Source organism: Thermococcus thermotolerans (assembly GCF_024707485.1).
Lineage (GTDB): Archaea > Methanobacteriota_B > Thermococci > Thermococcales > Thermococcaceae > Thermococcus > Thermococcus thermotolerans.
The window spans coordinates 602,551-620,982 of record NZ_CP102602.1; the positions used below are offsets into that span (position 1 = coordinate 602,551).

At 54.4% G+C, this 18,432-nt stretch carries 19 protein-coding genes and 1 tRNA gene; 8 read left to right on the forward strand and 12 right to left on the reverse strand.

The window, feature by feature from the left end:
• Positions 1–76 precede the first annotated feature (76 nt).
• Positions 77–955, forward strand: coding sequence for an AEC family transporter (locus NUS69_RS03505; protein ID WP_258084454.1), 879 nt, complete (start codon positions 77–79; stop codon positions 953–955).
• A gap of 49 nt (positions 956–1,004) precedes the next feature.
• Positions 1,005–2,024: a M42 family metallopeptidase gene (locus NUS69_RS03510; RefSeq protein ID WP_258084455.1), complete on the forward strand. Its 1,020-nt coding sequence runs from the start codon at positions 1,005–1,007 to the stop codon at positions 2,022–2,024.
• Between the two features lie 73 nt (positions 2,025–2,097).
• Here the strand turns inward: NUS69_RS03510 and NUS69_RS03515 are convergent, their stop codons facing one another.
• From NUS69_RS03515 to NUS69_RS03535, 5 genes are all read right to left on the reverse strand, one after another.
• Complete coding sequence (locus NUS69_RS03515) at positions 2,098–4,488, reverse strand: ABC transporter substrate-binding protein (protein ID WP_258084456.1); 2,391 nt, start codon at positions 4,486–4,488, stop codon at positions 2,098–2,100.
• Between the two features lie 102 nt (positions 4,489–4,590).
• Positions 4,591–5,598 (reverse strand): SPFH domain-containing protein, encoded by a 1,008-nt coding sequence (locus tag NUS69_RS03520; RefSeq protein ID WP_258084457.1) that lies wholly within the window; start codon positions 5,596–5,598, stop codon positions 4,591–4,593.
• Position 5,599: 1 nt separating this feature from the next.
• Positions 5,600–6,094 (reverse strand): hypothetical protein, encoded by a 495-nt coding sequence (locus tag NUS69_RS03525; RefSeq protein ID WP_258084458.1) that lies wholly within the window; start codon positions 6,092–6,094, stop codon positions 5,600–5,602.
• A gap of 10 nt (positions 6,095–6,104) precedes the next feature.
• The gene (locus tag NUS69_RS03530; protein ID WP_258084459.1) at positions 6,105–7,001 is read right to left on the reverse strand and encodes a zinc-ribbon domain-containing protein; all 897 of its coding nucleotides are present in this window, start codon (positions 6,999–7,001) and stop codon (positions 6,105–6,107) included.
• Positions 7,002–7,006: 5 nt separating this feature from the next.
• Positions 7,007–8,023, reverse strand: a complete 1,017-nt coding sequence (locus NUS69_RS03535) for a hypothetical protein (RefSeq protein WP_258084914.1) — start codon at positions 8,021–8,023, stop codon at positions 7,007–7,009.
• Between the two features lie 215 nt (positions 8,024–8,238).
• On the opposite strand from NUS69_RS03535, the gene NUS69_RS03540 reads away from it, so the two are divergent.
• The 3 genes from NUS69_RS03540 to NUS69_RS03550 are packed head-to-tail and all read left to right on the forward strand — an operon-like array spanning position 8,239 to position 10,116.
• A complete protein-coding gene (locus NUS69_RS03540; protein WP_258084460.1) occupies positions 8,239–8,550 on the forward strand; it encodes a hypothetical protein in 312 nt (103 codons plus the stop codon).
• Complete coding sequence (locus NUS69_RS03545) at positions 8,547–9,341, forward strand: hypothetical protein (protein WP_258084461.1); 795 nt, start codon at positions 8,547–8,549, stop codon at positions 9,339–9,341. The genes NUS69_RS03540 and NUS69_RS03545 overlap by 4 nt, the downstream gene beginning before the upstream one ends.
• Position 9,342: 1 nt before the next feature.
• Positions 9,343–10,116 (forward strand): FprA family A-type flavoprotein, encoded by a 774-nt coding sequence (locus NUS69_RS03550; RefSeq protein ID WP_258084462.1) that lies wholly within the window; start codon positions 9,343–9,345, stop codon positions 10,114–10,116.
• Here NUS69_RS03550 and NUS69_RS03555 read toward each other — a convergent pair.
• Together NUS69_RS03555 and serK are read right to left on the reverse strand one after the other, a co-directional pair.
• Positions 10,104–10,772, reverse strand: a complete 669-nt coding sequence (locus tag NUS69_RS03555; protein ID WP_258084463.1) for an HAD family hydrolase — start codon at positions 10,770–10,772, stop codon at positions 10,104–10,106. The genes NUS69_RS03550 and NUS69_RS03555 overlap by 13 nt on opposite strands.
• Positions 10,773–10,860: 88 nt before the next feature.
• Positions 10,861–11,589 (reverse strand): L-serine kinase SerK, encoded by a 729-nt coding sequence (gene serK / locus NUS69_RS03560; protein WP_258084464.1) that lies wholly within the window; start codon positions 11,587–11,589, stop codon positions 10,861–10,863.
• Positions 11,590–11,684: 95 nt separating this feature from the next.
• Between serK and NUS69_RS03565 the strand changes: the two genes are divergently transcribed.
• Positions 11,685–12,830: a DUF763 domain-containing protein gene (locus tag NUS69_RS03565; protein WP_258084465.1), complete on the forward strand. Its 1,146-nt coding sequence runs from the start codon at positions 11,685–11,687 to the stop codon at positions 12,828–12,830.
• A 386-nt stretch (positions 12,831–13,216) separates the two neighbouring features.
• Here NUS69_RS03565 and NUS69_RS03570 read toward each other — a convergent pair.
• From NUS69_RS03570 to NUS69_RS03585, 4 genes are all read right to left on the reverse strand, one after another.
• Positions 13,217–13,293, reverse strand: a tRNA-Val gene (locus NUS69_RS03570).
• 38 nt (positions 13,294–13,331) lie between these two features.
• Positions 13,332–15,074 carry a tRNA guanosine(15) transglycosylase TgtA gene (gene tgtA, locus NUS69_RS03575; protein WP_258084466.1) on the reverse strand — a complete coding sequence of 581 codons (1,743 nt, stop codon included), beginning with the start codon at positions 15,072–15,074 and terminating at the stop codon, positions 13,332–13,334.
• Positions 15,075–15,114: 40 nt separating this feature from the next.
• A complete protein-coding gene (locus NUS69_RS03580) occupies positions 15,115–16,023 on the reverse strand; it encodes an inorganic phosphate transporter (protein WP_258084915.1) in 909 nt (302 codons plus the stop codon).
• A 92-nt stretch (positions 16,024–16,115) separates the two neighbouring features.
• Complete coding sequence (locus NUS69_RS03585; protein WP_258084467.1) at positions 16,116–17,165, reverse strand: glycosyltransferase; 1,050 nt, start codon at positions 17,163–17,165, stop codon at positions 16,116–16,118.
• A gap of 98 nt (positions 17,166–17,263) precedes the next feature.
• Here NUS69_RS03585 and NUS69_RS03590 point away from each other — a divergent pair, with 98 nt between their 5' ends.
• Entirely contained in the window at positions 17,264–17,845 is a 582-nt protein-coding gene (locus NUS69_RS03590; RefSeq protein WP_258084468.1) for a hypothetical protein, read from the forward strand.
• On the forward strand, positions 17,829–18,029 hold the full coding sequence (locus NUS69_RS03595; RefSeq protein ID WP_258084469.1) for a hypothetical protein: 201 nt from the start codon (positions 17,829–17,831) through the stop codon (positions 18,027–18,029). The genes NUS69_RS03590 and NUS69_RS03595 overlap by 17 nt, the downstream gene beginning before the upstream one ends.
• Positions 18,030–18,055: 26 nt before the next feature.
• Here the strand turns inward: NUS69_RS03595 and NUS69_RS03600 are convergent, their stop codons facing one another.
• Positions 18,056–18,379, reverse strand: coding sequence for a hypothetical protein (locus tag NUS69_RS03600; RefSeq protein WP_258084470.1), 324 nt, complete (start codon positions 18,377–18,379; stop codon positions 18,056–18,058).
• Between the last annotated feature and the right edge of the window lie 53 nt (positions 18,380–18,432).

Sequence of the window (18,432 nt, forward strand, 5' to 3'; positions counted from 1 at the left end):
TTGTTCGTTCCTTCGCCCCAACCCCTTCCATTTTTATGTTCGACATACTTTTAAACGCTAAGTCCGAGCTTTTAGCATGGATGTCTATCAGATGCTCGCCCTCATAGCCCTCGGATACGTCCTGAAGCGCTTAATTAAGGACGAGAGGCCATTCTATTGGCTCAACCTCTTCTCCACCCGCATTCTCCTGACGCTCTTCGTCTTCGGCAACGTCGCGAGCAAGGACCTGGGCTACCTCCTGAGCATAAAGCTGGTTTTCATCTATGTCCTCCTCATCATTGCCCTCAGTCTGGGCCTCTCGTACCTCTACACGCGGTATTTCGTTAAAGACGAGGACTGGCGCGGGGCGCTCATGATACTCTCGACCTACCCAAACACCGCGGCGATGGGCTTTCCCATAGCGAGCCTTTTTCTCGACGACATAACCCCTGCGATACTCTACTCGACCACCAACAGCCTCATCGTTCTCCCGCTGGTGACTTTTATAGCGGCCCACTACTCGAGCGGAAAGGCGTCAATCAAGGACAGCCTCGTCAAAGCCCTCAAGTTTCCTCCGACGGCGGCAAACCTTCTGGCCCTCTTCATAGTCCTGACGAGGGTCAAACTGCCCTCCTGGCTCCTCGAACCGGCGAGATCAATAGGCTGGTGGAGTATACCTCTCCTGCTGGTCTACTTCGGCTCGATAATAAACCTCCGCGAGTTCAGACTGAGGCACCTGGCTGAAGTCGGTCTCTTCAGGAGCGTGATTCCCTTCCTCTTCGTCCTCCTGACGCTGAGGGGGGCCGGGGACATATACTACGCCGTCCTCGTCGAGGCCTCGATGCCCCCGGCCATAATGGCCAACGTAGTCTTGGCCCACTACAAGCTGAAGGCCGAGGAGGGAATAGGCGTCACGGTGGTGCTGACGCTCATAACCCTTCTTTTCTTCATGGCCATCAAAGCCTTAGGGGCATGAAACCGATGCCCTTTTCAAACCTTCGAGCGATTTCTTAACGGTGATCCACATGGAACGCATCGTTGAAATTCTGAGGAAAATCCTTGAGATTCCTTCCCCGACAGGATACACGAAGGAGGTTACAGCCTACATCGCCCAACTCCTAAACGAGAACGGAATTAAAACGTACTACACGAACAAAGGGGCGCTTGTGGCGGGCAACCACCCCAAGCCAGAGCTGGTAATAGCGGCTCACGTTGACACCCTCGGTGCAATGGTAAGGGGAATCCGGCCCGACGGGCACCTTACCTTCACGAGGATTGGCGGCCTCCACCTGCCTGCCTTCGAGGGCGAGTACTGCACGATAATCACCCGCTCGGGCAAGCGCTACCGCGGGACGCTCCTCCTCAAGAACCCGAGCGTCCACGTGAACAAAGAGGCCGGTAAGAAGGAGAGGAAAGAGGAGAATATGTACATCCGCCTGGACGAGCTCGTTGAGAAGAAAGAGGACACGGAGAAGCTCGGCATAAGGCCCGGGGACTTCATAGCCTTCGACCCGAAGTTTGAGTACGTTAACGGCTTTGTCAAGGCCCACTTCCTCGACGACAAGGCGAGCGTTGCAGTCCTCATTGACCTGATGCTCGACCTCGGTGCTGAAACTCTGGAAAAGCTCCCGGTGGCTTTCTTCTTCTCGCCCTACGAGGAGGTCGGACATGGAGGTTCGAGCGGCTATCCACCGAGCATGAGGGAGCTCCTCGTCGTTGACATGGGCGTCGTTGGCGATGGTGTCGCCGGCAAGGAGACAGCTGTATCGATAGCGGCCAAAGACTCGAGCGGCCCTTACGACTACGAGATGACGACGAAGCTCATTGAGCTTGCCGAAAAGAGGGATATCCCGCACATGGTCGATGTCTTCCCTTATTACGGCTCCGACGGGAGTGCAGCTGTCAGGGCTGGCTGGGACGTCAGGGTAGCCCTCATCGGCCCTGGCGTTCACGCGAGCCACGGCATGGAGAGGACGCACGTCAAGGGGCTGCTCGCGACGAAGGAGCTGATAAGGGCCTACATTGAGGAGGGGTTTGGAGTTTAAGCTCTCTCTTTTTCTCTTGGTTTTGAACCTGAAAAAGATAGGAAAGTCAACTAGCTATGTTGCCCCTCAGGCTTCATCTTTTCCAGCCCATGAGGAGCACCAGCACCAGTGTCAAAAGGCCCGCCAGGCCAATTGCATATATGAGCGAGGTGTTGGTGGCTGTTTGGTGGTCATCTGACCCGTTAGTTGGTGTTGGGGACTCGCTTTGAGAGGATGAAGTCGAGACCTGGGACATCGTGGGGGTCGTTGCTGGGGAGGGAATCGGAGATACTCCTCTAAACGCCCTCAGCTCCATGAACAGGTTCTCCGGGACGTTCTTCTCGATGTAGAAGGAGCCGTCGCTTACGACCGCGTGGTGAAAGGTGTCTATCCATCCAATGAGCCTCGCGTAGCCCTCCTCAGGATCGCTCACGTCGTCTGCTATCGCAGGTGGGATCGCTCTTTTCTCCATCAGATGTACCAGTACCTTCCTCAGGTCAGCAACGTGTTCCCTGGTCAAGAGGTTGAGGCACTCTATCTTTCCCTCGGCGTTGCCAAGGGAGTACCTCTCGTAAACGCCGTAGGAATCTCCGTTAGCCACGAGCTCGCCCATCGCGTAGTAGAGCTCCCAGGGGGACTTTGGGTAGAAGACGTAGTCCTTTGCCGTGAGATCGTCGGCGATTGGATGGGCATAGTTGCCGTAGACAACGTAACCGTTCTCCGTGAACTCAAAACCGAGAACGTTCCCCAGCAAAGTGGCAGTCTCGGAGAGGTCGTCCTCGTAGTAAGGGTCATTGGGGATATCCTTATAGGCCCAGATGTAGAGGAAGGCTATGTAGTACTTGATGTCAGTTTCTCCCATCCTAACGCCATTCTGCCACTCGTCGAGGTCGCAGGAGACGCTTACCCTAACCTTGGCCCTCTCACCCGCGTGGGGGGTTATCCAGCCAGAGGTCTGGTTGTAGATGACGGCATCGTTTGGAACCGTGAAGTTTCCCCTCTCAACGTTCCACCTGCACCTATAAGGTGTGTAGAGGCCGTTCTGATCAGTATACCCCGCAGGATCGTGGAGGAGATCCCAGATGTCTATTGGAAAGACATGGTATTCGGACTCAACCGCGGGGTTGAAGGGGAGGCAGAAACAGCAGCATGTGAGAACGAAGTGAGCAACCCTCAGAACTCCATCGGGCGTTTCCGCGCTCAGGAGGCTCCACCTGTTGAAAAGACCCACGTTCGGATCCGCCTTTATCTCCGAAACCCTCACCCCGTTGACGGGGGAAAGCTCCCAGACCTCGGTGAGGAATATCCTAACACCCTCCATTATGCCCAGTCCCATAGATATCTTCTGCAGGTCCCAGTACTGGTCGGCGCTTTGGATGGTGTAGTTCTCGCCATTTACTTGAAGGCTGAAGTGGACGAGCAGTCTCGTCAGCTCTTCTTCCGTCCAGTTGAGAATCTCCCCAAGCTCGGAGGCGCTTTTGTAGTACTCTGCCCGAATAACCCTGAGTCCCTCGTCTGCATCGCCGTTTCCCACGTACCTGAGGAACTGGCCCACGGTAACGATGTTCCGGTGTTTGGGTTCAACCTTGCTGGGCAGGTAACCGTACCAAGCTGAATAGAACCAGGCAGTGTAGTCATCAATCCAGACGCTCGGAACCCCACTCTCGACCTTCCAGCCTCCGGTGTAGACGTTCCACTCGTATTCGCTCGGAGGGGTTGCGAAGACCACCTGTCCGGCTTTCTGCCTGTCCCACTCAAGGCGCTCAACCTTAAACCCAAAGTACTCTTCAATCAGATCCGCAACGTAGCGGCCGATTTTCTGCCTCTCGTCCTCGATGCGGATAACGAACTTGATGGTCACGGGCTTCCCGTCGAAGTACCACGTGCCGTTGACCTCCTCGAGGGTGTGGTTGTAAACAGCGACCTGCCTAACGGCCATCTCCATGCCCTCGTTGAAGAGCTCCATGGCGTACTCAACGTTCTGGGAGGCGGAGAGGTTAAGGGCGCTATAGACTGGCTCGAAGTACTTGTTGGCCGGGTGGCTGGGCCTTATACAGCCGAGCATTGGGGCGCCACTACCCTGGTAGATGTTCTGGACGATGTAGTCCCTGCTGACGAGGAAGTTCATTGCAAACCTGACTTCCCTGATGGCGAACGGGTTGAAGTAGACCTGGTCACCAACGGTAACCAGTGGAGCATCCTTGTCCTGATCATGGTAAGTGTTGAAGGTCAGCTCATTGTAGGAGACGACGGTCTTGTAGAGTTCGAGGTTTTTGAGAAGGTCTTCATCAAGACGGCGGTATTCATCGGCCGGAAGGGAGAAGAGCCCGACGTCGTATTCGCCCTTAGCTATCTGGCGGAGAACCCCCTCGGGATTCTGGACTCCCTGGAACTTGATCACCTCAACGGGAGACCACTCACCGGCTCCCGCTAATGGTGCCAGGAGAACGAGCAGGAGCAGAGAAAGGGCCATTGCCGACCTCATAAACCATCACCGCGACGTTACCATGTGAGGTAAAGCCGACAGAACAATATACCCTTTGTAACTATATAAACCTTACCACTGCAAAGGAAAAAGAAAAGGAACTCACTCAATCTTGGCCCCACAGACGGGACAGAACTTTGCTCCCTCCGGAACTATGTGGCCGTTGGGACAGCGGTGTATCTGATGTCCGCAGTATGGACAGAAGCGCGCTCCCGGCGGTATCGGCTTGCCGCAGTAGGGGCATATCTCCTGTTGTTGTGTCGGTTGAGCCGGTGCCCCAGGCTGGGCCGCCCCCTGATAGCCAGCGGGAGGAACGCCTCCACCGGCGTAGGGTTGTGCCGGCTGGGCTGGCTGAGCCGGCTGCTGAAGGAGCTGAGGCATTATGACCATACCCGTTCCTATCGCGGCACCCTCGCTCTTTCCAAGTTCCGCTGCCACCTGCTTGGCCGTGTCCATCTGCATAACGGCTTGAGCGTTGCCGGTCTGCATTATCCAGAAGAGCCTCTGGCGCCACTCGTCGGTGGTGTTCACGCCCTCAATCTTGACGTCGACCAGCTCAAGGCCGAGCCTGCGGAAGTCCTCGATGAGCTTGACCTTGACCTGCGTGCTGACCATGTCGAGGTTCTGGAAGAGGTCAACGATGGAGTAAGTACTGAGATGCTTCATCATGCCCTCGTTGAAGTAGGCGCGGATGAACTTGGTGACGTCGCTGGTATCATACAAACTCTGGCCGCCGACGACCTCGGTGATGAAGAGAACCGGGTCAGCAACTTTGAACCAGTAGACGCCGTAGTACTTTACTGGGGCAAGTTCTCTCGTTTGCGTTTCTCCGCCGTAGCGTCCCTGGAACTGCTTCATGCTGACGAATATCACCGTCGCCTTGAAGGGGCTGTTTGAACCGCCGACGAGCTTGTAGAGGAGCGGTAAGTTCTGCGTCGTCAGCGTGTGCCTTCCGGGGCCGAGAACGTCGTAGATCTTGCCGTCGCGCATGAAGACGGCCACTTCGTACTCGTGGACTATTAACTGAGCACCCCACTTAATGACCTCGTTTGGATACCTCCAGATTATCTCGTCCTCTCCGGGGTTCACCCATTCTATTACTTGCACCATCTCACTCACCCGCCGCGAAGCTCATCCTTCCGTTGAGGACTTCCTCGAAGTTTATCAGCTTGTCATCTAGGTTCAGAACTGCCATGCCCAAAGCTTGAGGGTTCGCTATCTGCCCGTTCAGGGCTTTAACCTCGTTCAGTATCTCCTCCGCAAGCTCTACCATCTTGGCGTCGTATTCCAGTAGCCTGTTGAGCTCCTTCTCCTTGAACTTCACCCTGTCGAAGTAGCCGCGGTAGCCGGCCTCCGCGTGCCTCACCCTGCTCTCAAGGGCCATGAGCTTCTTCCTCAGGTTGTCTATGGCAACCATCTGGGCACAGCTCACCATGGCGCACCTCTGAAGGGCGCGCTCCATTTCCCTCCGAGCCTGGGCAAGGATATCGGCCACTTTGCCCCGGACGAGCCTATCGTCCTCTCTTATGAGCTCCTTCTTCTTATAGCCGTGGAAGCCTGGAATTACGAGCTCAAGCTTCTCAACTATCGAAGTTTCCTTTCCCATAAGCAACACCTCACATAGGCTTGAAATACAGGTTACCCCTGTTGACTCTAGTGACCTCACTCACCTTCCTTTTCTTCACGGCGCCTTTCCGGAATATGCCAAAGGCCCCGGCGCCTCCGGGGATGAGCCCGCCTATGAGCCCCCAGGCGCTTCCGTATGCGCCGGCCGTGATTATACCGATTATCAGCCCGGCTGCCAGAACACCTGTTCCCAGGAGGCTGGCCTTCTTCCTGGCACCGCTCATGAGCGGGTACTCCGCCTGAACAACCCTCCCGTCTGTTCCATCGATGTATCCCACGAAGTTTTGACCTCCGTATTCGTAGTGAACCTCCCAGAGGGGATAGTGCACCAGTCCCAGGTAATTCACCTCCACCTCAAAATCTCCCAGGGACTTGTCCTCCTGGCTGGCTTCGCTCCTCAGGGCGCCCTCCATGAGCTTCCTCGCTATGGCCTCAGCCTCTTCCTTTGACATCTTCGGCTCATAGTACCTGCCCTTCTTGACCACGGATTCGTCGAAGAAGCGCTTGCCCCTTATCGGGAAGGGGTAATCCTTCAGCAAACCCTGGAAGGGTGAGCCTGCGGGGATTCCAACGAAGCGAACCTCCTCTATCGTCGACCATCTCTTGCTCCTCCCGTGGAGGTAGAAGAAGTAAACCGGCACCCAATGGAGCTCTTTTTTCGTTACCTTTGCCCCCGTTATGTCGGCCGGGGCACCGTACTGCCTGGAGAGGAACTTGAGCAGAACTCCTCCGGCGTCCTTTCTCATCGGCGGGAAGAAGAAGTGCTCCTCCGGGCTCTCTTCGCCGGTGTGAACGTGGAAGGTCGTTCCGCAGTATGGGCAGGTGGCTATACTTACCGTGTCGGGAACCTTAAACTTGGCCGAGCAGGTTGGGCACTGGACTTCCATGGCGATCACCTCCTGAGACCTCCCCTAAAGCTCCCCATGATACCGGTGCTCCTCTCCGTCCTCTGCCCCTCAAGAACCAGCGAGCCAAAGTAACCGCTGGCGCCGGCCCCGAGTATCAGCGAGAGCACCGAAACCAGAGCCGAACCGTTTGCACTGCCGTAGGCCGCTCCGGCGGCACCTATGACTATTCCCAAAACGACGCCGGCCATGTACTGGGCGCGTCTCCAGAGGAGCATAGGCTCGGTGGCTGCAACGTCCCTTCCGTCCCAGCCGGCGAAGACGGCGTGGTATATCGAGTTCTCGTGCTTGTAGTAGACAGTCCACATGGGCAGGAGAACCAGGGAAACGTTCTGGGGTTCATCGGCAGTTATATCAAAGCGCTCTATCCTGTCTGCCTTGGCTGAATAGCGGCTCCTTATAACGTCTATCGCGTCCTCGCGCATTATCATCTTCGCCTGGGTCTCGTCTATTTCAGTGTTGAGTATCTCCAGCTTTATCTTTCCCCACTGCTCCTCGTCCAGCTCAAGGAGCTTTTTTCCTTTGGGTCTTGCCCTCGAGTAGTGGACGATGATGTCATCAACGCCGAAGCTCTTTACCTGCCTCCTCGCGGAGCCAATAAGGCTCAAAACCTCGTCAACGTAGTCGTGGTAGTGCCTCTCGACGGTGTGGCAGTGGGTTTCGCCCTCCGAGTCGGTGTGACACTCCTCCTCACGCACCATGTATTCGACGTCGCCCTCGACGTGAACGTTGCCCACCCAGTAAGGTGCGTAGTGGCCTTCTATGTCGACTACCTCTATTTGGTCCTTCATCCTCTTCAGGTCAAAATCCCTGTTGACACGGTCCCAGAAGGCTTTGGCTATGGCGTTTTTGTCGATTGTCGGGACGATGTAGATGTTTTCCGTCTTCAGGTTTCCGCTTATATGGTTCGGAAAACCGCAGTACGGGCAGATGGAGACTATAGTTTCGGGGGATACATCCAGAGGCGCACCGCACCTCTCACATTTGAATCCAACGGCCTCCATAGCCATCACGTCCTGGTTATTTCAGGACTCCCTGTATTTAAGGGTAGTGCATTCCTCCAGGCCAGGTTTGAATTCCAAATGAGGGAAAAATTAAAAGTAGAGATTTCGAAATTTGAAATCTGTCTGTTATGAAATTGAAACCAAAGGTTTAAAATACAAACCAGCTGATTTGATCTAAAACACAAGAGGCTGGAGATCATGCAAAGGTGGGTAAAATGATATCAGAGACAAAGAATCTAGTTAGACCAACTCTTATCTGGACCGTTAATCCCTTTGAGTATCTCTACATGCTGTGGGGATACCTGAGCAAACCTCCTGAGAACGCGATTCCCCATATCGTTGGGACGCTCGAAGTCATCGGGGACAGGATAACTGAAATGGAGATCGAAGCAGTGTTCCACGACAGGGAAAGACAGTTGGTCCTCAAGGATGGCTACAGGGTATACTTTCTTGTGCCTGTGAATCCTTTGGAGGGTGTGGAAGGTGCCTACCTTCGCCTCCAGGAAATCTTGGGTGAGGCCCTATGAAGCGCAGGAACACATCTGTGGAGATAAACGCCCCTCGGGAGAACGTTGAAAAGATACTGGAAGATGCCCCGCAGTTCATCACCAACTGGCCGTATGTTGTCAGGGTAAACACCCGAAACGGCGTTCAGGCAGAGATACTACTTCCGAGGTTCGTCTTCAAGTTCGGGGACACATACACATTTACCGTGATGAACGACAGTAGCAGCTACATCTACGACGGGATTGGGGAGAAGAGCCATCTCACAGTTACAATTGGGATGAAAGAGTGGCAGAAGAGCGTTACTGCGGACATCGAGCTCTCCTACCAGGGGCGCGGTGAATTTCTGCTCGGAAAAACCCTTGAGGTACTCGTAAGTGGAATCGCCAGGAGCCTGAAAGAGCTGGCTGAGAACCTTGATACGGTTCCACCGCTATCGGCCTCGGCAGGTATCGTTGATAATGTGGACTTTTCAGACCCTATGAGTGTGGTGTCTTTCCTTTCCAAATCAAAGATGGTCCACAGCGGACTCCACATAATCCAAAAGGGCGGTCTCTTCGACGTCATTATGGAGATGCGTGGAAAGCTGAGCTATAGTACCCTCTACGTGTCGGGGATAACCCAAGACGGAATGAAGGCATTTAAACTTCTTATCAAGGGAAGTCAGGTACTCGCGGTCGAGTACAGGAACCAGAACGGCACTCAGGTGGTGAAGGTTGAGGACGATGAAACAGCCAGAAAAGCCCTTGAAATAGTCTCCGGGATCGAGGGCGCTTATATGGTCAATGTCTGGGTTCCCGTGGGAGGTGTTTGAAATGATAAGGAATATGAACAGCTATCCCCTCTACGATGACGGAGAACATAGGGTTTACTGGCTCGGTATTGAGGAGGCCGAAGACGAAAAGGGCATCCTCACGAATCAATATCTTGTTATAGACGGGAACGAGGGAGCTTTGATAGAGCCAGGTGGTTTCTTTGTCTTCTCGCGAGTGCTCAAGAACGTCTCGGCACTGATTCCACCGACGCAGATAAAGTACCTTATGTACTCCCATCAGGACCCAGATGTTGTTGCGGGCCTGAACCTCTGGTTTGAGTACGCTCCGCTTGCAAAGGTCGCCATTTCAGAGCTCTGGGTTCGCTTCATTCCCCACATGGCGGTGCTGAGCGCAGGGAGAACCATTGGAATTCCCGATAAGGGGGCCGAGCTTAAACTTGGAAACTCGGTGATAAGGGCAATCCCCTCCCATTACCTGCACAGTCCTGGCAACTTCTCGTTCTACGATGAGAAGAGCGGGATACTCTTCAGTACAGACATAGGGGCGGCCGCCTTCCCCAAGGGCGAGTGGTACCTCTTCGTTGAAGACTTCGAAAAACACGTCAAACTCATGGAAGGCTTTCACAGGAGATATATGAGCTCGACGAAGGGCCTGAAGGCGTGGGTTCGCTCAGTTAGAAGGCTGAACCCAAAGACCATAGCTCCCCAGCACGGTGCGATATTCAGGGACGAGAACGTTGGCAAATTCCTTGACTGGCTCGAAAGCCTAGAAGTTGGAATAGACGTCTTTGAAAAGGAATTCTACGGGGACTGAGTCCCTAGACTTTTTCTTACCAGTTCCACAAGCTCCCAGAGATCCTTCACGTAGTAGTCAGCACCCTCGATTTCACCAAAGCGCGTAACGTTGACCACTTTCATTCCAGCGCGCTTTCCGGCGAGCACATCGTGGCGGCTGTCGCCAACCATCAGTGCTTCCTTCGGCCTAAGCCCGAGTGCCCTCAAGGCTTTTTCAACGAGGTAGGGGTTTGGCTTGACGCCGTCGAGGTTGGAGTAGTCCTTCCCGTAAACAACCTTGAAGTGCTTCCTCAGACCGAAGAGGTTCAGAACGAACTCCGTGCACTCCTGGGAGGCGTTGCTCACCGCGGCGAGCCTCAGGCCCATAGCTTTCAGCTCTCTAAGGGCATCAACGTCTGGAAATGCCCGTATCTTTCCCCGTTCGGCCATCCACCGGCGGTACTGGAGGTTCACACCGTCAACGATTTTCCAGAACTCCACGTGGTCTATGCCAAAGCGCTCGACGTAGCTCCTCGGAAGTTCGCCGGTCACCGTCTTTCTGTAGGTCTCGTAGTCCAGCTCGATGCCGCGCTCCCGGAGGGCCGGCATAACCCACCTCTCATACCATTCCCTGTGATTGTAACCCTCATAGTAAACCAGGGTTTCATCAACGTCGAATATCAATCCTTTGAGCATGCCTCGGCCTCCTGGACTGGTCATCATCCTTCAGCCGGTTGATCCTTCGTCATCGGCGTAGAAAGTAGGAAAAGGGAGTTAAAAACCTTCAGAACAGCTCCTCAAGCTTGACGTCAATCTTGTCCGGGTTGAAGGGCAGGACGTGCCTGGTGGTCTTCGGGGAATAGACCTCGCCGCGCTTGACGAGCTCCATAACCTCCTCCTTGCTCGGGGCCTTCCTGATGAAGACGTAGTCGATCTCACCCCTGCCCATGTCTTCCCTGGCGTCCTCCTTGAGGCCGTAGTAGATGAGCTCGATTTTACCCTCAACGCTCATCTCGTCGAGGACCTTGCTGACCTTCTTCTGCTCCTCAAGGCCGCCGGGGATGGAGAAGCTCTTCTCGCCGACGAGGGCAAAGGCTATCTCACCGCGCTCGGCCTTCTCCTCGGCATTGGGGTCCTCGATGACTTCGAGGCCTTCCTCCTTGAGTCTCTCAAGGACTTCCTCAAGGCTTCCCTTGAAGGCCGGATACCAGGTGTAGACCTTGACATCATCGCTGAAGTAGTCGAGTATAACCGATGGAGCCCTCTTGGCACCGAGCTTCTGGAGGCCGGCCCAGCGGTGGTGACCGTCGACGATGAGGTAGGTGTCCTCACCGGGAACCTTGGCGAGGAGCATGGGCTTCCAGAAGATTCCACTACCGGTAACGCTCTCGATGAAGGCCTCAAGCTCCTTCTGAACGAGCTGCTCGTGGGGCTTCATCTTGTCGAGCTCGATAAAAACGTAGTCAACCTTCTTGGTCGGAATGTCGTACTTCGGAACCTTTTCAACTCCCATGAGCATACCTCCCGTGGATTTACGATGGAGTAAACGTGCCGGGGGATAAAAAGGTTGTGGCAAAGGTTAAATCGTTTTGATACGAGGGGGTTGTGATGAGGAACATCGCCGATTTACCCCTTCACGGGGGCCATGTTCCGGCGTGGCTGGCGCAGAGGATGAGGAAGCTCACGAGGTTAGTGCTGGTTCTCGCTGTCGAGGAGTACGGCACCAAGGGACTCTTAGAGAGGCTCTCCGACCCGGTCTGGTTCCAGGCCTTCAACAACGTCATCGGGATGGACTGGGACTCCTCCGGCTCGACAACCGTTACTGCCGGCATGATAAAGGACGCCCTCTGGAGGGAGGAGTTAGGAGTTAAAGCCGCCGGGGGCAAGGGGAAGAAGAGCCGCGCCACGCTAGATGAGCTGAAAAGGATAGCGGAGCTCTACGGGCTTGATCCGGAACTATACATTAGAACATCACGGCTGGTCGCGAAGGTGGACACCGTCGCCCTACAGACCGGCTACCAGCTCTACCACCACGTTTTCTTCCTCGATGAAGAGGGCAACTGGGCGGTGGTACAGCAGGGCATGAACGAGAAAGCCAAGCTCGCGAGGCGCTTCCACTGGTTCGATGCCGATACCTTTACGCTCGACCCACATAAGGCAATAGCGGGCCTGCAGAGGGAGTTCGCCCTCAACACCGTCTCAAAGGAAGCCAAAGAATACCAGAAGACGCTCCTCGACGTGGTTCAGGAAAACCCGGTTAAAATAGAGCGTGAGCTGGAGAGCCTGAAAGCGCTCGTAAAAGGCTACCGTCCGCTCGTTTATTACAAGCCTCGCGACGTCGATGAGGTTTCCATCCTGAGGCGCTACGAAAGTCTGGGAAGGTTTGAGCTGAACAAGAGGGCATTAGAGTTTGCCCGTGAGCTTAGTGTGAGCAACTACGAGGAGTTCCTCCTGCTGAAGGGCCTAGGCCCGAGCACTTTACGCGCTCTTTCGCTCGTCCTTGAGCTGGTCTATGACGTCCACCCGAGCTGGAAGGACCCGGTAACGCATCCGCCCGACCCCTTCAAGTTCACCTACGCCGTTGGGGGCAAGGATAGAGTGCCTTTCCCGATAGACAAGCCCGCCTACGATGAGCTTATTTCCTTCCTGGAGGAGCTCGTCTCAAGACACCCGGAGGAGAAGGCTCTCGTCCGGAATGTGACGAAGATAACCAGAAACTGGAAGTTCCCAGAGGGGGAGAAGAGGGCGACTTGAATGTATGGCCCTAATGCATAACTATCGCCCTGGTAGCATACTATCACCCCGGTAGTTTGACCTCACGGTGATAGCTCACAATATTGCACACAAGCTTTAAGAAAGCTTGACCAAAAGTTGGTAGCTCTTTATAGTGTTGCACTCTGAGGATGGGTTTCTAAACTCAAGGCCAGCTTTCTCATGAGAATCTCCAAAGATTCCTTACAGAGGGTTTGACTTCAAAAAGGTACCTGAAGGACATCAAAAGAAAGCAAACCCTGCACAAAGAGGCTTTTAAAGCAATTCTCTACGCCAAACCGCCCCGATAATAAGAAACCCCCTGAAAACCAGCAGTTCAAGAAGGAGCTACGAACTTTGATGAAACTTTTCGCCAGAAAAGTTTCTTATGGTGGGCCCGCGGGGATTCGAACCCCGGACCTCCACCTTGTAAGGGTGGCGTCATAACCATCTAGACCACGGGCCCGCCCGAAATAGGAGAAGGGAGGGACGTTATAAAATTTTCTACTTCCCAACGCCCCTGCGAACCTTCACAGCCAGTCCGCTCTGGAAGACCTTCAGCTCCTCGCCGTTGAGGAGGGTCTGTCCGGTGGCCAAAAGCTCGTCCCTCTCGTTCACCACCAGAACCTCGTCGTAGGGCCTTATCTCCGGGTCTGCATCGACCACGAACTTGGCGAAGACGTTCTTCCCCCTCCTCGCGAACGGCTCTGCATCTTCGTTAACCACAACGCGCATCCTCGGGAATGATAGTATCTCATGCAGCCTTCTGGCACCTTCAATGCCGAGGGTCAGAAGGCCGTCCTCAGCCCTGAAGGTAGCGAGATGCTTGCCCTTGGCCTTAATCTGCCTTGGCATTCCTGTCTTCCGGGAAAGCTCGACGAAGGCATCCTTGAATGCTTCTCCTGCACCTTCGCCGAACTGGTACTCCGCTATGGCCATGATGTAGCTCCTCGCTTCTCCCTTGGCGGGCTTGGTTATGGTGAAGTCTTCCTCGCCCTCGCTCTGGGCAAATGGATAGCTCAGGCTGAGGTACTTCGGAATCTCACCGAAGATTGGGTGGCTTACCCTCTCCGGGAACTTCTTGGCAACATGCTCGGCCCTCTCCTTAGCGCGCTGGACGATGGGCCAGCCCATCGCTTCCTCGCTCACCTTGAAGAAGGCACTCGCCTTGGTCACCGGCTCGTTCTTCTCAAGGTACTCCCTGTACTCCAGCAGCCTCTTGTAGGCGGCGAACATCTTGGGGTGACTCCTGGCCCTCTCATCGACGAGCTCCCAGAGGGTTCCCTCCTTTATCGCCTGCCTGACCCGGTTGAGCTCCTCGCGGATTACCCAGAGGTTGTGGAGAGCCAGAAGCCTCGTCCTCTCTTCCTTCGGCATCTCGCGGAGCTCCTGCGGAGTGTAGCGGGAGCAGACCGGGCAGGAGCAGGGGAAGTACTCAAGCTCGTCGAGCCTCTTGGTACCTTCGGGCGTTAAATAGCGGTCGTCCTTTGCGTAGAGGGCATAGCTCGCGGAATCGAAGAGGTCTATCCCCATCGCGACCGCTAAAGCAAAAATCATCGGATGTCCTGCACCGAAGAGGTGGACGGGCCTGTCGGGTCTCAAACCGAGCTTTGAAGCGATAACTACATCAACAAGGTCTTTATATCTGTAGCTCTCCATGAGTGGGACGACTGCTCCAACCGGGTGAATCTCGAAGTTCATCTCGCTGAGCTTTCTGGCCGCGTAGGTTCTCAGGTCTGGATAGGTGGAGCCCTGGACTGCCGCGTTCATCGCGATGTTCTTGACTTCCTCGGCTTCCTTTGCCCTTTCGAGGGTTATTCTGAGGTCTTCCTTGGCCTTCTCCCTCGGTGCATCCGGTGGAGTTGGAATGTCGAGGAAGGTGCCTATATCGACCCCTATCCTCTCCTGGAACTCGATAATCTCCCTGTTCGTGACGTCCACACCGCCGTACCGCATGAGCTGGAAGGAGCCTGAATCGACTTCTATTATGCCGTCGTAGTCGAGGAGCCTGTGGATTCCAAGCTCAAGGGCCTTCTCCCTGAGTTCGGGCGTCTTGTAGATGATGTACGAGTTGGTGATCACCATCCCGAAGCCCATCTCCCTCAGCTCTTTGGGTGTCACTATCAGCTGCTTCGGGTTGATGACCGGCATTATAGCAGGAGTCTCTATCGTTTTTCCGTTAACGGTCAGCTTCCCTATTCTCCCAGCGGCGTCTCTCGCCTTTACCTCAAACTTGAACTCGACCATCTCCAACACCTCTAAGCCCTTCGGTGGGGGGTTTAAAAGCCTAAGCTAAAACCGTGATGAGGAGGTAGGATATCGCACCCGCGAAAACCGGGGCTATTATCCACCCCTTCACGATTCCCACGAGGAGTTTGACGTTTACATGCTCACCCTTGTATACTCCAAGGCCGCTTATGGCGCCGACTATGGCCTGACCAGAGCTGACTGGCAGGCCTATCAGGTTGGCCGCGCTGACGGCCAGAGATGCTCCGAACTGGCTCGAAAAGGCCGAGGTCGGCCCGAGGGGGGAGATATCCCTTCCGACCGTCATCATAACGTCGTAGCTGAAGGTCAGCGCCCCCAGTGTAAGGGTGAGCGCCAGGAGGAGCTTAAACGGACCGTTTATTCCAAGCCCTTCCATCAGCCCGGCGACGTTGGAGAGCTCGTTGGCGCCGAGGTTGAAGGCCGAGAAGGCTGCCGCCGTGAAGACGAGCCACTTCTGGGTCAGTTCAAGGTTTCGCAGGCACTTTATCTTCCCTAGCAGGGGCTTGTAGAGCCTGTAGACGGCCAACGCGAAGAGAGCGGCGACGATCGGTGAGAGAACCCACGCCGATGCTATTCTGCCGACAGTCCACCAGTCAACCGGCAGTCCGAGGGCGAGGGAAGCCCCGACGAGGCCGCCTATTATGGACTGGGTCGTTGAGATTGGCCTTCCCCACAGGCTCGCGATGGTCACGGCCGAGGCCGCGCTGAAGAGAACGAGACCGACCTCGCCAGCAGACATACCCTCGGCCAGCCCGGAGACCGTTCCGGAAACGCCGGAGCCGCCGAGAAAAACGCCTAAGGTGGTGAATACACATATTAGGAGCACTGCCCTCTTGAAGCCTATGACTCCCGACCCAACGGCTGTGCCAACCGCCTTTGCACTGTCGTTCGCGCCTATCGCCCACGCCATGAAGAGCGCCGTTATCATCGTCATCACTATAGTCTATTTGTTGACACATAATCTATATAGTCTATGTAGCACATGGTTGAGCACTTAAAAGGTTTTCGCTCAGTATTGCTTTATACCCTCTCAAGGAGCACCGAGAGGTAGCCGTAGATGTGGAGGGTAAGGTAAAAGGCCGCCCAGAACCAGACGATTATCGGGAACAGGAGAGCGTTTATCAGCCTTCCCCCCTCGAAGAGAGTCGGTAAAAGCATAGTGAGGGTCTCGAAGAACCACCAGAGGGCGAAGAGGGTAAAGTTCCCGGTGACAAGAAGGAGGGGTGGAACGATCACGTCAAGGAACGCCACAACATCCCCGAGAATCAAAAAGGCCCAGTCCTTGGTGAAACCACCGCCGAGGTTCATCAGGTCGCCGAGGAACCAGCGCTTCCTCTGGCGCCAGAGCACACCAATGCTCTTCGGCATCTCTGTCCAGACCCTTGCCCCTGGGGCATAGACGACTTTTCCAAACGCTTTTAGCGCCTTTGTAGTGGCATAGTCCTCGACGATGTCCTCAACAAAGCCGCCGATCCTCTCAAGGGCTTCCCTTCTGAAGGCAGAAACCGGCCCGGGTGCGACGCTCAGGTCATCGAACTCCTTTGCCCGGCGGAACATGGCTATTCTGAGGTGCTCCGCGTCCTGTGCCATCTCAAGGAAAGAGCCTCCAGAGACGCGAACCTGTCCGCCGACACCGAAAATTTCGTTGGAGTAAAAGCGTCTCACCAGCTCCTTAACGGCATCTCGTTCGAGATAACTGTCGGCGTCGGTTGTGACTACAATCTCCCCACTAGCCTTCGAGAGGCCGAAGTTCAAAGCTTTGGCCTTTCCACCGTGCGCCACCCTGTAAACCCTGAGCCTCGGATCGTTGACGGAATTGGCAACCTTAAAGGTGTTGTCTTCACTCCCATCATCTACCACTATGACCTCAAAGTCCGGATAATCCTGTGAAAGGGCTGAGTTGATCGCCTTGAGAACCTTCTCACCCTCGTTGTAGGCAGGGATTATAATGGAGACCTTCGGCTCCCACTCCCGAATTCTGTAATTACGGAAAAGGCTAATTATGTAATTGAAGAAAAAGTAGCCGTCCCAAAGCAGGATGAGGAAGAGGCCAAGGGAAAGAGGATCCATGGGAGTAAATCTGAGATGGAACTTTTTAATAATGTCGGCTTCCATCCATCTGCCAAAAGGACTAAATATGATGCCTCCCAAAGTCCAATGGGAGAGCCATGGGGATAGAGATTAACGATGACGAGATAATAATCAACCGCGAGCTTAGTGAGCTGGACAGGTTCGTACTCGACGTTATAGGTATAGTTGAGAGGCATATCCGTTACGTCATAGTCAGTGGATATGTTACCATCCTTTTCGGCCGTTCCAGAGGTACCGAAGACGTGGACTTTATTATTGAGCATATCACCAAGGGGAGATTCCTACGTATGTGTGAAGAAGCTCAGAAAGCAGGCTTTGAATTTTTGAATCCAGAGGACTGTGAGGGACTCTACGAAATGCTGACTGAAAGGCTCGGAATAAGGATGGCCAGAAGAGGCGAGATAATCCCGAACGCTGAGATAAAGTTCCCCAAGGATTATTTTCACAGGGAAGCACTTAAAAACAGGATCCCCGTCCGACTTAACGGTCATTGGATTTACATATCGCCGATAGAACTCCAGATAGCCTACAAGCTCTATCTTGGCACGGACAAGGATGTAGAAGACGCGTTTTTCCTCTATGAGCTTTTCAAGAAAAGGATAGACAGGAGGACACTAAATGACTATGCGAAAAGGCTCGGCGTTGAGGTTCCCTTCTAAGCGTGACATGGAGGAGAGACTTGCATTCATCCAGCTCTACGTCAAAAGGCTAAAGGAGAACCCGGATGAGGTCTTCAGGCAACAGGTGAAACTCGTGAACTCGTTTCTCGCCTCGGCAAAAGACTTTCCGCTGAGCAGGGAGGAGTACCTGAGAATGAAAGGAGAACTAAGGGAAAGGAATTAAACAGAATCCTTCACTATTTTATCACTCTACCCATTTCCCTTATTGGAGAGTTTTATTCCACGCGGCTTGAAGTCTCCAACCCTGTACCTCACCACGTACCTGCCGTGCTCGAACTCATCTTCCTCGGCCTCCAAAACCTCCACCGGCTCGATTTCCAGGCCGAAGTCCATCGCCTCCCACTTGATATCATCGAAGTAGTCGTAGAGCCCGCACGTGGCACAGAATGAGCCGGAGAACTCAATGATAGCCTCATCTCCCTCAACTCGCAGTATCTTCGCTTGAGCCTCACTCCCGTGAAGCCTGTTGAACTCCTCCAGGACTCTCTCCAGTTTCCCAATCTTCCCTTCCATCCTCTCACCGTTTTGAGTTCCTATTCAGCACTTAAAAAGTTTGTTAAGATAAC